This window comes from Arthrobacter sp. D3-16 (assembly GCF_054408515.1).
Genome location: NZ_CP096437.1, coordinates 378517 through 391611 on the forward strand (window position 1 = coordinate 378517; position 13095 = coordinate 391611).

General features: G+C 66.9%; 10 protein-coding genes. 8 read left to right on the forward strand and 2 right to left on the reverse strand.

The annotated features are described in order from the left end of the window. Positions 1-66: 66 nt before the first annotated feature. A complete protein-coding gene (locus tag M1D32_RS01865) occupies positions 67-735 on the reverse strand; it encodes a TetR/AcrR family transcriptional regulator (protein ID WP_458780677.1) in 669 nt (222 codons plus the stop codon). Between the two features lie 226 nt (positions 736-961). On the opposite strand from M1D32_RS01865, the gene M1D32_RS01870 reads away from it, so the two are divergent. From M1D32_RS01870 to atzF, 5 genes are all read left to right on the forward strand, one after another. Beyond that, positions 962-2464, forward strand: coding sequence for an amino acid permease (locus tag M1D32_RS01870; protein WP_458780678.1), 1503 nt, complete (start codon positions 962-964; stop codon positions 2462-2464). Between the two features lie 62 nt (positions 2465-2526). Then, complete coding sequence (locus tag M1D32_RS01875; RefSeq protein ID WP_458780679.1) at positions 2527-3411, forward strand: urea amidolyase associated protein UAAP1; 885 nt, start codon at positions 2527-2529, stop codon at positions 3409-3411. Next, positions 3408-4085, forward strand: coding sequence for an urea amidolyase associated protein UAAP2 (locus M1D32_RS01880; RefSeq protein ID WP_458780680.1), 678 nt, complete (start codon positions 3408-3410; stop codon positions 4083-4085). Before M1D32_RS01875 ends, M1D32_RS01880 begins: the two co-directional genes overlap by 4 nt. Then, positions 4082-7867 (forward strand): urea carboxylase, encoded by a 3786-nt coding sequence (gene uca / locus M1D32_RS01885; RefSeq protein WP_458780681.1) that lies wholly within the window; start codon positions 4082-4084, stop codon positions 7865-7867. Before M1D32_RS01880 ends, uca begins: the two co-directional genes overlap by 4 nt. Further along, positions 7864-9750, forward strand: a complete 1887-nt coding sequence (gene atzF / locus M1D32_RS01890) for an allophanate hydrolase (RefSeq protein WP_458780682.1) — start codon at positions 7864-7866, stop codon at positions 9748-9750. The genes uca and atzF overlap by 4 nt, the downstream gene beginning before the upstream one ends. Here atzF and M1D32_RS01895 read toward each other — a convergent pair. After that, the gene (locus M1D32_RS01895; protein WP_458780683.1) at positions 9747-10601 is read right to left on the reverse strand and encodes an alpha/beta fold hydrolase; all 855 of its coding nucleotides are present in this window, start codon (positions 10599-10601) and stop codon (positions 9747-9749) included. The genes atzF and M1D32_RS01895 overlap by 4 nt on opposite strands. 68 nt (positions 10602-10669) lie before the next feature. Between M1D32_RS01895 and lysS the strand changes: the two genes are divergently transcribed. The 3 genes from lysS to M1D32_RS01910 all read left to right on the forward strand — a co-directional run bounded on the left by lysS (position 10670) and on the right by M1D32_RS01910 (position 12862). After that, complete coding sequence (gene lysS, locus M1D32_RS01900) at positions 10670-12208, forward strand: lysine--tRNA ligase (protein WP_458780684.1); 1539 nt, start codon at positions 10670-10672, stop codon at positions 12206-12208. A 2-nt stretch (positions 12209-12210) separates the two neighbouring features. Beyond that, a complete protein-coding gene (locus tag M1D32_RS01905; RefSeq protein WP_458780685.1) occupies positions 12211-12387 on the forward strand; it encodes a hypothetical protein in 177 nt (58 codons plus the stop codon). A gap of 136 nt (positions 12388-12523) precedes the next feature. Beyond that, a complete protein-coding gene (locus M1D32_RS01910; RefSeq protein ID WP_458780686.1) occupies positions 12524-12862 on the forward strand; it encodes a histone-like nucleoid-structuring protein Lsr2 in 339 nt (112 codons plus the stop codon). Positions 12863-13095: the final 233 nt, after the last annotated feature.

The following is a 13095-nucleotide window of genomic DNA, read 5'->3' on the forward strand; positions in this document are numbered from 1 at the left end:
GCCTAGCCGAGCAACCTGAAGGCAGGCACCATGGACACCGTCGGCCGCCGGGGCGCACCCAGGCTGTCAGCCGAGGCTTTTGATGAGCGCGGCGCTTTGTTCGCGAATGGCTGCCAGCTCCCGGCCAAGCCCGCAAAGGACCAGTCCGGCATCAGCCGCCTGCAGCGGCGAGGCGGACGTCACCATTCCGTCAGCCCGAAGGTTGATCAGGGATTCGACAAGGCGGAAGGCAAGATCGCCCGGATCGTCGCCTAAAGCGACTGCGGGGTCACCGGGGGACAGGGCCGCTCCCAGCTCCCGGTACAGGTTGCGCAGCTCCTGCCGGTCTGCGAGGAAACGGGCGAAGCGGGCGCTGCGGGCCTCGGGCAGGTGGTAGAGGACGCCGAGGTTCCAGCGGGCAGTGCACAGTTGCGTCCCGTCGTAGAGCGCGACGGCGTGGAGGCGGCTTCCGGCCGGCCCTTCAGCTGGCAGCGCCGCCACCGCACGCGCAAACGTCAGCCCGCCCAGCACCGTTCCCTCCAGCAGGTCTTCGAGGATGTCGTCCTTGGTCTTGAAGTGGTGATAGAGGGACGACTGCCTGATCCCCACGGCGTCGGCAATGGAGCGCGTGGACGTGTTGGCGAACCCTTGGGTGGTGAAAAGCTCGGCCGCGGCGTCCAGGATTTCGTCACGGGCCGTGGCCCCGGGCCTGGAGGGCTGTTGGCTGCGGGGTCTCCCCGGTCCGGCTGAAGTCACCGCATAATTCTTGCACCCGCGTCACGGCCTTCCGGCGCTCCGGCCGGAGGTGAGGGGACGGAAATAAAGCGGAAACAAGATGTCTATGTGCCTTTTACAGAGGCGAAACTCGTTGGGGACATCACGCTGGAAAACTATCAAGTGACCGGTATTCCGCAGCCATCGGCCGAGTGCTGCATTGCCGGCAGGCTCCACCCCAACGCCGTTCCAGCCCCCGGAGAATCCGATGACTTCAACCGTTCTTCCCACCGTCCATGCGGACGATGCGGACCTGACGTTCCTTGGCTACGAGCCCACCCTGCACCGGAAACTCGGCCGCTACGCTTCCTTCGCCGCCGGTTTTTCTTTCGTGTCCATCCTGACCACCATCTTCCAGCTGTTCGCCTTCGGCTACTCGTTCGCCGGGCCGGCTTTCTTCTGGACCTGGCCGGTGGTGCTGGTGGGCCAGCTTCTTGTGGCCCTGAACTTCGCCGAACTGGCCGCCCGGTACCCGCTGTCGGGGGCCGTGTACCAGTGGGCGCGCCGTGTGGGTGGAGAGGGCGTGGGCTGGTTCGCCGGCTGGTTCATGGCCATCGCCCAAGTGGTCACCGCAGCCGCCGCCGCGATCGCCCTTCAGGTGGTGCTGCCCCAGCTCTGGGGCGGGTTCCAGATAGTAGGCGGTGATCCGGCGCTGAATACCGTGACCGGTGCCGCCAACGCAGTCATCCTGGGAGCGGTGCTGCTGGTAGCGACCACCATCATCAATTCCCTCGGCGTCAAGCTCATGGCCCACGTCAACTCCGTCGGCGTCACCTGCGAAATTGTCGGCGTTGTGGCCGTCATCCTTGCCCTCATCAGCGCCGCGCAGCGCGGGCCCGGCGTTGTCGCGGACACCACCGTGCTCCAGGGCTCAGACCTTGGGGCCGTCGGAGCCTTCCTGGTATCCGGACTGATGGCCGCCTACGTGATGGTGGGCTTCAACTCGGCCGGCGAGCTTTCCGAGGAGACCAAGGACCCCCGCCGTACCGCTCCGCGCACCATCCTTTCGGCCCTGCTCATCTCCGGAATCGGCGGAGCACTGATGATCATCACCGCCCTGATGGCTGCACCGAGCCTTGACGATGGCCGGCTCGCCTCTGAAGGCCTGCCCTACGTCCTCACCGCCGTCCTGGGCACTTTCTGGGGCAAGGTCCTTCTGGTGGACGTGGCCATCGCCATCTTTGTCTGCACCCTTGCCATCCAGACTGCAGGTTCACGGTTGGTGTTCTCCATGGCACGCGACGGAAAACTCCCCGCCTCGGCGCTGCTGTCCTCGGTCCATCCCACCCGAGGGACACCGATGTGGCCCTCGATCGTCATCGGCGCCCTGGCAGTTGGCGTGCTGGCCATCAACGTAGGCAACGCGGCACTGTTCACCACCCTGTGCAGCGTCTGCATCGTTATGGTCTACATCGCGTACCTCCTGGTCACCGTGCCGCAGCTGCTCAACAGGCTCCGGGGCGACTGGAACCGGGTAGGACAGACCCTGCCGGCAGGACTCTTCTCGCTCGGACGCTGGGGGCTGCCCGTCAACATCCTCGCCGTCCTCTACGGAGCACTGATGGTGGTCAACCTCGCCTGGCCCCGGCCCGAGGTCTACGACCCCACCGGCGAAAACGGCATCCTCCTCTACTCAGCGCCGCTCATGGTGACGGTGGTCCTGCTCCTTGGCCTCTGGGTCCGGCGCAGGAACCAGGCCGCCAACGCCTGAGCCACCCCAAATTCACCAGCTTTTCGAACAAACACCACCACGCGGACCAACACAGGATTGACATGACACAAGTAACCGAAAGCCCAGCAGCAGCCGGTACGGCCACCACCGCCGGCGCCCGTGCCCACGCCAGGGAGCAGCACGGCAGGACAGCCGAGACCATGCGCTTCATTCCCGCTGCCTCCGCCCCGGCACGCCTGACGGCGCGCCTCCCTGCAGGCGCCTCCGCCGGGCTTTCCTGGGCCGAATCCCTGGCCTTTGGCCGGTACACCGCCATCAGCCTTGGCCGCGGCACCAGGATCAGGCTCACGGATACCCAGGGGGACGCCTGCGTGCATGCCCTCCTCTACCGCGCCGGTGCCCTGCACGAGCGGCTCAACATCGCTGACACCGTAAAGGTCCCTTGGCAGGCCTACCCGGGTGCAGGCCACCCGCTCCTCTCCGACGCCGGCCGGCTCATGGCCACGATCGTCGCCGATACGTCCACCTGCCACGACGCACTGACAGGAGCCACCACCCTGGAAGGCAACACGGCAAGGTACGGCGCCGGCACCGCCCACAGCGCTTCTCCGGCCGCCCGGGAACTCCTCACCCTAGGCGCCCTGAAGAGCGGGCTGGGTCCCCGTGACGTGGCACCCTCCCTGTCCCTGTTCAAGGGCATCAACGTTGACCCTTCCGGCAGGATCACCTTCGCCGGAAGCACCGGCCCGGGCGCCGCCGTCGAACTTCTGCTCCAGATGGACGCGGTCCTGGTCCTGGCCAACACCGCGCACCCGCTGGACCCGCGCACAGAATTCACTGGAACCGCCGTCGACATCGTTGCCTGGCACGCCCCGCAGGACCTCGCAGCGCTGGAAGCCGGCACCCTCACTGGCCCCCTGGCTCCCGAACACCTGCAGGCACTGCACAACACCGAACACGACCTGACCGCAAGGAACGCCCGATGAACACCGCCACTGACACTGATCCCATCGCGGACGCACTAAACCTTGCCCTCACACCGGGCGACGTGGTCCTTGACGAATTCGTCGAAGCCCGCGGCCCCTGGTCCGCCGTAGTATCCGCGGGAGACGTGCTGACCATCGTGGACCTGGAAGGCAACCAGGCCGTGGACTGCCTGCTGTATGCCGCGGGCGACTCCACCGTCCGCTACTCGGCTGCCGTCACCATCGCCCGGCAGCAGTCGATTGTTTTGACCACCGGTTCGGTCCTGCGGGCGGAGACGGGACTGCCCCTGATGACGGTCGTGGCGGACGAGGTGGGCGTCCACGACACCATCGGCGGGGCCTGCTCACAGGAATCAAACACCCTGCGCTACGGGCAGCACACCCGCGAGCAGCACGCCTGCGTGGAGAACTTCCTCATCGAGGGCTCACGCTGGGGGCTCGGGAAGCGGGACCTGGTGTCCAACATCAACTGGTTCATGAACGTCCCCGTGGATCCGGACGGCGCCCTGGGCATCGTCGACGGCCTCTCCGCACCGGGAAAGCGCGTGGCACTGCGGGCAGAAGTGGACACCCTTGTGCTGGTGTCCAACTGCCCGCAGATCAACAACCCGTGCAACGGCTTCAACCCCACCCCTGTCCGCATGATCGTCACCCGGCCGGAGGCAGCCCTGTGAGCACTTTTGACACCCTCATGATCGCCAACCGCGGGGAGATCGCCTGCCGCATCATCGAGTCCGCCCGCAAGCTTGGACTCCGGACGGTGGCCGTATTCTCCGAAGCGGACCGGGGTGCCAAGCACGTCCGGCTGGCGGACGAAGCAGTGCTCCTCGGGCCCGCACCCGCGAAGGAGTCCTACCTCCGCGTCGATGCGCTGCTGGAAGCAGCCAAGTCCTCCGGTGCAGGAGCCATCCACCCCGGCTACGGCTTCCTGTCCGAGGACGCCGCCTTCGCCGAGGCCGTCGAGGCCGCGGGCCTGGTCTTTGTGGGACCCACCGCCGAACAGCTCCGCATCTTCGGCACCAAGCACACGGCCAGGGACGCTGCGCGGGCCGCAGGAGTGCCCATGATCGCCGGGTCCGGGCTGCTGGCAGACGTGGACGACGCCGTCGCGGCAGCGGCTGCGATTGGCTTCCCGCTGATGCTCAAAGCCACCGGCGGTGGCGGCGGAATCGGTATGACGGTCTGCCGCACGGAGGCCGAACTCGTGGAAAGCTTCCCGCGCGTGGCCCGCCTGGCCGGCGCCAGCTTCGGCACCGCCGGAGTGTTCGCTGAGCGGTACGTCGAAAACGCCCGGCACGTCGAGGTCCAGATTTTCGGCGACGGCGAAGGCCGGGTAGTCAGCCTCGGCGACCGTGACTGCTCCCTCCAGCGCCGCCACCAGAAAGTCCTCGAGGAAGCGCCCGCACCGGACCTCCCGGAGGAGCTGCGCGAGGAACTTCACCGCAGCTCCCGCGCCCTGTGCGCCTCCCTTAACTACCGCTCCGCGGGAACCGTGGAATTCGTCTACGATCCCGTCCGCCGCGAGGCCTCCTTCCTGGAGGTCAACGCCCGGCTCCAGGTAGAGCACCCTGTCACCGAGGCCGTCACCGGCGTGGACCTCGTGGAGTGGATGCTCCGCCTGGCCCAGGGCGGCACCGACGCCACAACGGTCCTGGCGGAAGTACCGGACAGCCTGCCGGTTTCGGGCCACGCCGTGGAAGCGCGCGTGTATGCCGAGGACCCCGCGCGCGGCTTCCAGCCCAGCGCCGGCACCGTAACCAACGCCGTCTATCCCGTGTCCGAGGGTGTCCGCGTGGACGCCTGGGCCGAAACAGGGACTGAAGTTTCCACGAACTACGATCCGCTCCTGGGCAAAATCATCACCGCCGGGGCGGACCGTGCCGAAGCCCTTGACCGGCTTGCAGCAGCGCTCGCCGGCACCCGCATCGACGGGATCGAGACCAACCTCGGCCTGCTCCGCGCTGCAACGGGGCTGGACGTGGTCCGGGCCGTACAGCATTCCACGAGCACCTTGGACAACGTGGGGGACCCGGAGCCGCGCATCACCGTGGACCGCCCGGGCCTGCAGACAAGCGTGCAGGACTGGCCGGGCAGGACAGGGCTGTGGCAGATCGGTGTACCGCCCAGCGGACCCATGGACGACCTGTCGTTCCGGCTCGGCAACACCGCCCTCGGCAACGCGGAGGGTGCTCCCGGCCTGGAGTTCACCATGACCGGCCCCAGCCTGACCTTCACCCACCGCACCACTGTCTGCGTCACGGGCGCTGAGGTAACAGTCACCGTCGACGGGACGGAGGTGCCCACCTGGGCACCTGTCACGGTCCCTGCCGGCGGAACGCTCGACGTCGGGACCGCCGGCGGCAACGGGCTCCGCGGCTACATCCTGTTCCAAGGCGGCCTGGACATTCCGCAATACCTGGGCAGCGCCGCCACCTTCACCCTGGGGCAGTTCGGCGGCCATGCCGGGCGGGTCCTCCGCACAGGCGATGTGCTCCGCGCAGTTGCCCCGGCCGTCTCCGACGGGGAAGGTGCCTGCGAAACAATGGCCGAGGCAGCCGTGCCGCTGGACAGCAGGCCCGCCCTGACTTCAGCCTGGGAACTGACCGTGGCGGAGGGGCCGCACGGCGCACCGGAGTTCTTCCAGCGCGAGGACATCGAAGAGCTCTACGCCTCCGAATACGAGGTCCACTTCAACTCCGCCCGCACTGGTGTGCGGCTTATCGGCCCTAAGCCGCGCTGGGCCCGGACCGACGGCGGCGAGGCCGGCCTGCACCCGTCCAACATCCACGACACCGCCTATTCAGTGGGAGCCCTGGACTTCACCGGGGACACCCCCATCCTGCTCGGTCCCGACGGGCCCAGCCTGGGCGGGTTCGTCTGCCCGGTCACCGTGGTGACCGCCGACCGCTGGAAGCTTGGCCAGCTTCGGCCCGGCGACAAAGTCCGGTTCGTACCCATCCGGGTGAGCCAGGCGCCGTCGGCCAAGGATCTGGGACCCGGCCGGCAGTTGGTTCTGCCGGGCGACTCCGGCTGGTCCGCGGACATCTCCCGGCTTCCGGCAGCAGGCACCCCTGCATCGGCTGCCAGCCGTACCGGGCGGGGGGATGGTGACGACGGCGTGCTGGGCCGTGTGCCGGAAGGTTCCGGCAGGCCCGCGGTCACCTACCGCCGGTCCGGGGACGACAACCTGCTGGTCGAGTACGGGGAGATGGTCCTGGACCTCGGGCTCCGGGCCAGGGTGCACGCCCTGCACCAGCACCTCGAACAGCTCCGCGTGCCGGGAATCGTCGATCTCACCCCCGGGATCCGCTCCCTGCAGATCAAGGTGGATCCATCCGTCCTGTCCACGAGGCGCCTGCTGGACCTTGTCCAGGAAGTGGAGGCCGCCCTGCCGGCGAGTTCGGAACTGGTGGTTCCCAGCCGCACCGTCAGGCTGCCGCTCTCCTGGGACGATCCTGCCACCCGCGAAGCGATCGAACGCTACATGGCAGGTGTCCGCGACGACGCCCCCTGGTGCCCCTGGAACATCGAATTCATCCGGCGGATCAACGGCCTGGACTCCGTCAACGAGGTGTTCGACACCGTCTTCAACGCCGAATACCTGGTCCTGGGGCTCGGCGACGTCTATCTTGGGGCCCCGGTGGCAACCCCACTGGATCCACGCCACCGCCTGGTCACCACCAAGTACAACCCGGCCCGCACCTGGACACCTGAGAACGCCGTGGGCATCGGCGGCGCGTACATGTGCATTTACGGCATGGAAGGACCAGGTGGCTACCAGTTCGTGGGCCGCACCACGCAGGTCTGGTCGCGCTACGCGGATTCCGCTCCGTTCGAGCCGGGCTCGCCGTGGCTGCTCCGCTTCTTCGACCGCATCTCCTGGTACCCCGTCAGCCCCGAGGAACTCCTGGACCTGCGGGCCGACATGGCCGCCGGCAGGGGCCGTGGCGTGGAGATCGAGGACGGCACGTTCTCCCTCGCTGAACACGAGGTGTTCCTTGAGGAGAACCAGGAGTCCATCACGGCGTTCCGGGAGAAGCAGGGCGCGGCGTTCGCGGTGGAGCGGCAGGCCTGGGCCGACGCCGGGGAGTTTGACCGCGCGGACGCGCTTGCCGCCGTCGTGTCGCCGGTGGCCGACGAAGTAGCAGTCCCGGACGGCGGATCCCTGGTTGCAGCCCCATTCGCGGCGAGCGTCTGGAAGGTTGATGTCAAAGCAGGCGACAGGGTGGTGCAGGGCCAGCCGCTGGTGTCCCTGGAGGCCATGAAGATGGAAACCGTGCTCGAAGCGCCGAGCGACGGAGTGGTGTTGCAGGTCCTGCCAACGGCGGGTTCGCAGGTGGTTGCGGGCGAGGCGGTGGTGGTCCTCGGTGGGTTGGATGCCGAACCCGAAACTCCGGGCGCAGCCCGGGAAACACAGGAGCTGGAAGCACAGGAACTGGAAGAGGCAGCAGTATGAGCCAAGAAACCAACGGCGCCTCCACCAGGCGCGTTCAAGCCGCCCTCGCCGCAATGGAGGCAGTGGACCGTCCCGAGATCTGGATCGCCCTCCGTGGTGAAGATGAACTGCTGGCCGAAGCTGCTGCCATTGACACGGCCGCTGCGGAAGGCGCGGACCTGCCACTTGCCGGGCTCCTGCTCGCCGTCAAGAACAACGTTGACATCGCAGGGATCCCGACGACGGCGGCGTGCCCCGGCTTTGCGTACCTGCCGGAAAAGGACGCGGAAGCAGTGGCCCGCCTCCGTGCCGCCGGCGCCCTGGTCCTGGGGGCCACCAATCTCGACCAGTTTGCGACAGGCCTTGTGGGCACCCGAAGCCCGCATGGTGCGGTGCGGGATTCCCGCCGCCCGGACTTTATCTCCGGCGGCTCCAGCTCCGGCTCCGCGGTCGCCGTGGCTTTGGGGCTGGTGGACATCGCCATTGGAACGGACACCGCAGGATCAGGCCGGGTGCCCGCTGGGCTGCAGGGCATCGTGGGCATCAAACCGACGCTGCATGTCGTCTCCACGGCCGGGGTGGTGCCGGCCTGCCGGTCCTGGGACGCCGTCACCATCTTCGCCCGCCACCTGTCCACCGCCGAGCTCGCCATGGGTGTTATGGCGGGAGGAGCCCGGGCGTGGCCGGCGGACATCCGCCTGGCAGCACCGGAAAAGCCCCGCGTGGCATACCCCGCAACCCTGCCGGGACTCCCGGCGGCGTGGGAAGCCGAATTCCACCGGAACATAGGCCGCCTTCGGGAATTGGGAGCGGAGACGGAAGCCATCGACTGTGATGCCTTCCTTGAGGCCGCCCGGCTGCTGTACGACGGCGCGTTGGTAGCGGAGCGCTATGCCGCCGTCGGGGGTTTCGTGGAAACAGCGGCTGCCGCTGCGGACGGGGCCGGCATTGACCCCACGGTGGAACGCATCATCCGGGCAGCGGGCACAGTGCCCGCCCACCGCTACGTCAACGACACCGCCCAGTTGGAGGTACTGAAGCGAAAGGCGATGGCACAGCTTGAAGGGTTCGACGCACTGTTGGTCCCCACCGCCCCCTTGCACCCCACCCTTGCGGAGGTGGCGGCTGACCCCGTCGGCGTGAACTCGCTGATGGGCACCTACACGAACTTCTGCAACCTCTTCGACCTGTGCGCGGTGGCTGTGCCCGCCGGCGTCGTGGAAGGTGCGCAGTTCGGGGTGACCGTGGTGGGCAGGACCTTCGGCGATGCTGTTGCCGCCGACATCGCGCGCCTGCTGGAGGCAACCCCGGACCTTCCGGCCCTCTTTGCCGAGGGGGCGGCCGCGCAGGCTGCCGGCCCGGCGCCGTCGTCATTCCCCTGGCCGGTAGCCGCCGGGGCCGCCGCCGTACCCCTGGTAGTGGTGGGCGCGCACCGCAAGGGCCAGCCGCTGGCGCCGCAACTGGAGGAACTGGGTGCTGCCTGGGACGGACCGGTGCGTACGGCGGCCCGCTACCGCATGGTTGCTCTCGACACCGTGCCGCCGAAGCCCGGAGTCTACCGCTCGGACGACGCCGGCGCGGAGCTTGTGGGAGAACGGTGGCTCCTGTCCGAAGCGGGGCTGGGCTCTTTCCTGGCGAACCTCCCGGAACCCATGCTGCTCGGGTCAGTGGAACTTTCGGCCGGTTCCAAGGCCATCGGGTTCGCCTGTGATGCGGTCGCCGCTGCATCCGGCCAAGACATCACCCGTTATGGCGATTGGCTGGCATTCCGGACCGAGCCCACAGCCCGGACCCGGCCCACAGACCCGACTGGGCCCGGAGGCGGGGACGGGCAGCAGGAGGCGCGGAGCGTGTGGCAGAACCTCGGCGACGCGGCGCTGGCCGGATTCCGCCGTGGCGCCTAGCCCTTGAAGTATTCGGAGATGTCGGAGACCAGTTCGTTCACGGCAGCGGGGATGGAGCCGTGGAAGCCCTTGGGGGAAAGCTCGTAGGTGCTGCCGGGAACGGCCGCGTGCAACCGCTCCGCGGTGGCCTTGTAGTAGCTCGGGCTTTTGCCGCCGGCCATGAAATGGGTGTTCGTGGGCAACACACTGAAGTCCCTGGCATGGTCTGCCTCTTTGTAGGCGGCCCGCAGTTCGCCAACGCCACTGGGCATCACCTCCCGGAACATCCTGTTGACCTTCGTCCGGGACAACAAGGCCATCAGTCCGGCGAGCACCGGCCGGGGGATCTTCGCCATCGCCGACCCGGGGTTCGTGGCCCTCTTCATGTGCGCAAGGGCGTGGCCCACCTTGCCGTTATCCACGGCGTCCTCGAATCCGGACAACCAGGAGGTGTCGATGCTGCCATCGATATTGACGGCAGCGTCATACACCGCCAGCTTGTCCGGAACGTAGGAGGTTCCAGTGAACTCCTGCACGGCGTTCAGTGCCACCGAGCCGCCCAGGCTGTGGCCCAGGATATTCCGGGCACCGGTGGCGTCGAGCACGGTACGGACGTCGGCGATCTCCGTTGCCATGGAGTAGCCGTCCGGTTGCTCGGAGGAGCTTCCGCGTCCACGGCGGTCATAGACGTCCACGGCCCAGCCCTCGCCCAGGCCCTTGGCCAGCGCGACCGAAAACGGCCGGTAAATCAGGGCCGTCAGGAACGCGCCGCCGATCAGGAGCACCCGGCGTTCTCCCGGCGCATGCTCGGTGCCGTAACTGTATAAGGCCAGCCGGCCGCCGTCGTGCGTTGGAAGGACCTGTTCTTTCACCACCCCATCCTAGGCGGGAGCGCGCTGCCGGCTGCGAAGCCGGGCCAGCCCAACTCCCGGTAAACTTGATGATTGTGACTTCCCAAAACACCCCCTCGCCCAAAAACTCCCCTGAGCCGCTCGATGCCAGCGAGCAGATGCGGATCCGTATGGAGAAGCGCGCCAAACTGATCGAGCGCGGCGCCGAGGCGTACCCGGTGGGTGTGGAGCGGACGCATTCGCTCTCCGAGATCCGCGAGAAGTATGCCCACCTCGAGGCGGACGACACCACGGGGGACATTGTTGGCGTCACGGGCCGCGTGGTGTTCGTCCGCAACACCGGCAAGCTGTGCTTCGCCACCCTCCAGGAGGGCGGTACGGACGGCAAGGGCACGCGCCTGCAGGCAATGCTCAGCCTTGCCAACGTGGGCGAGGAAGCGCTCGCTGACTGGAAGGCGCTGGTTGACCTCGGAGACCACGTGTTCATCAAGGGCGAGGTCATCTCCTCGCGCCGCGGCGAGCTCTCCGTGATGGCCGAGTCCTGGTCCATGGCCTCCAAGGCGCTCCGCCCGCTGCCCGTACTGCACGCGGAGCTGAACGAGGAAACGCGCGTCCGCCAGCGCTATGTCGACCTGATGGTCCGCGACGAAGCCCGCGAAATGGTCTACACGCGTGCCGCCATCACCCGTTCCATCCGCGAAACGCTCTTCCGCCACAACTATGTTGAGGTGGAAACGCCCATCCTGAACCTGGTGCACGGCGGTGCGCTGGCGCGCCCGTTCGAGACCCACATGAATGCCTTCGACCAGAAGATGACCCTGCGCATCGCCACCGAGCTGTACCTCAAGCGTGCCGTGGTGGGTGGCATCGACCGCGTGTATGACATGGGCCGCGTGTTCCGCAACGAGGGCGTGGACTCCACCCACAGCCCGGAATTCACCACACTGGAGTGCTACGAGGCGTGGGCGGACCAGTTCGTGATGGCGCAGCGCATCAAGGAGATCATCCTGGACGCCGCCGACGCCGTGGGTGCCGGCCGCGTCCTTCAAACCGAAGCAGGCGAAATCAACCTCGACGGCGAGTGGGCCTGGGTTTCGGTTTACCCGGGCCTGTCCGACGCCGTTGGCCAGGAAGTCACGCCGGACACTTCCCTTGAGGTGCTTCGCGGCATCGCGGAGAAGCACGACGTCAAGGTTGACCCCAAGTGGGACGGCGAGAAGCTGGCCGTGGAACTGTTTGGGGAAATCGTCGAGCCCACCCTGCTGAATCCCACGTTCGTCTACGACTACCCGCCCTCTGCCCAGCCGCTGGCCCGCCCGCACCGTAAGGACGGCCGGCTGATCGAGGCCTGGGACCTGATTATTGGCGGCATGGAGCGCGGCACCGCCTTCTCCGAGCTCATCGACCCCGTGATCCAGCGCGAGCGGCTCACCGAGCAGTCACGCCACGCAGCCGCCGGCGACGATGAGGCCATGCAGCTGGACGAAGACTTCCTGCGTGCCCTCGAATACGGTGCGCCGCCGATGGGCGGCATCGGCCTCGGAATCGACCGACTGGTGATGCTCTTCACCGGTGCCGGCATCCGCGAAACTATCCTCTTCCCGCTGCTGAAGCCGGAAGGACACTGATCATGGAATACGTAGCTGTGCTTCTGCCTTCGCTGGTGGTGGGCCTGCTCTTCTGGTTTGCCATGAAGTCAATCTTTAATGCGGACAAATCCGAACGGCAGGCAGAGGCGCAGGCCCAGGCAGAAGCCGAAGCGCGGGCGGCGGCGCCGGTAGACCGGCCCGATTCGGAAACGAATTGATAAACCCCTAAGCTTTCCCCCTTTTATCCCCAGGAACCATTTGGCGCTTTGACGCGTTGCCATAAAAAGAGTCATACTTTTAGGGAAACATCCTGCTTTTCTGAAAACCGAACCCTTTCCAAGAGGAAGACTTTAAATGGCACAGAAAGTAAACATCATCCTCGTTGATGATTTGGATGGGGGATCCGCAGACGAGAATGTTAAGTTTGGCCTTGACGGCGTCAACTACGAGATTGATCTATCGGCGGCGAACGCCGCTGAACTCCGTTCCTCACTGGAACGGTTTATCGGCGCCGCCCGTAAGGCTTCCGGCAGCAGCAGCGGCCGGGCTGCCCGGACCAAAGCCTCGGGCGGAGGCCGCAGCCACGATTCAGCACAGATTCGGCAATGGGCGCGGGAAAACGGTTATACCGTTAACAGCCGTGGCCGAATTCAGGCCGAAATCCAGGAAGCCTACCAAAAGGCCAATTCCTAGTTACGGTGCCAGTCCGCAAAAAGCCCTGCATCCCGGTTCGGGAGGCAGGGCTTTTGCCGTTTCCGAACCTGAAATGCGGGGCTCTGGCCGGAATTAGTCCAACACGGCCGGGATGTTGAGGGCCGTCTGCGGGCCATGCCGGTGGGCCGGCAAAGTAGCCCCACCACACCATCGCGAAACCGGCACTGCAGCGGCCACGGATCCGGCCGCTGGGAGGGCTCTTTGCCTGCTCG

Bases quoted from the DNA above. Each gene is read 5' to 3' on its own strand.
- M1D32_RS01870 (WP_458780678.1), top strand. From the start codon at position 962: ATGACTTCAACCGTTCTTCCCACCGTCCATGCGGACGATGCGGACCTG.
- M1D32_RS01875 (WP_458780679.1), top strand. From the start codon at position 2,527: ATGACACAAGTAACCGAAAGCCCAGCAGCAGCCGGTACGGCCACCACC.
- M1D32_RS01880 (WP_458780680.1), top strand. From the start codon at position 3,408: ATGAACACCGCCACTGACACTGATCCCATCGCGGACGCACTAAACCTT.
- atzF (WP_458780682.1), top strand. From the start codon at position 7,864: ATGAGCCAAGAAACCAACGGCGCCTCCACCAGGCGCGTTCAAGCCGCC.
- lysS (WP_458780684.1), top strand. From the start codon at position 10,670: ATGATTGTGACTTCCCAAAACACCCCCTCGCCCAAAAACTCCCCTGAG.
- M1D32_RS01905 (WP_458780685.1), top strand. From the start codon at position 12,211: ATGGAATACGTAGCTGTGCTTCTGCCTTCGCTGGTGGTGGGCCTGCTC.
- M1D32_RS01910 (WP_458780686.1), top strand. From the start codon at position 12,524: ATGGCACAGAAAGTAAACATCATCCTCGTTGATGATTTGGATGGGGGA.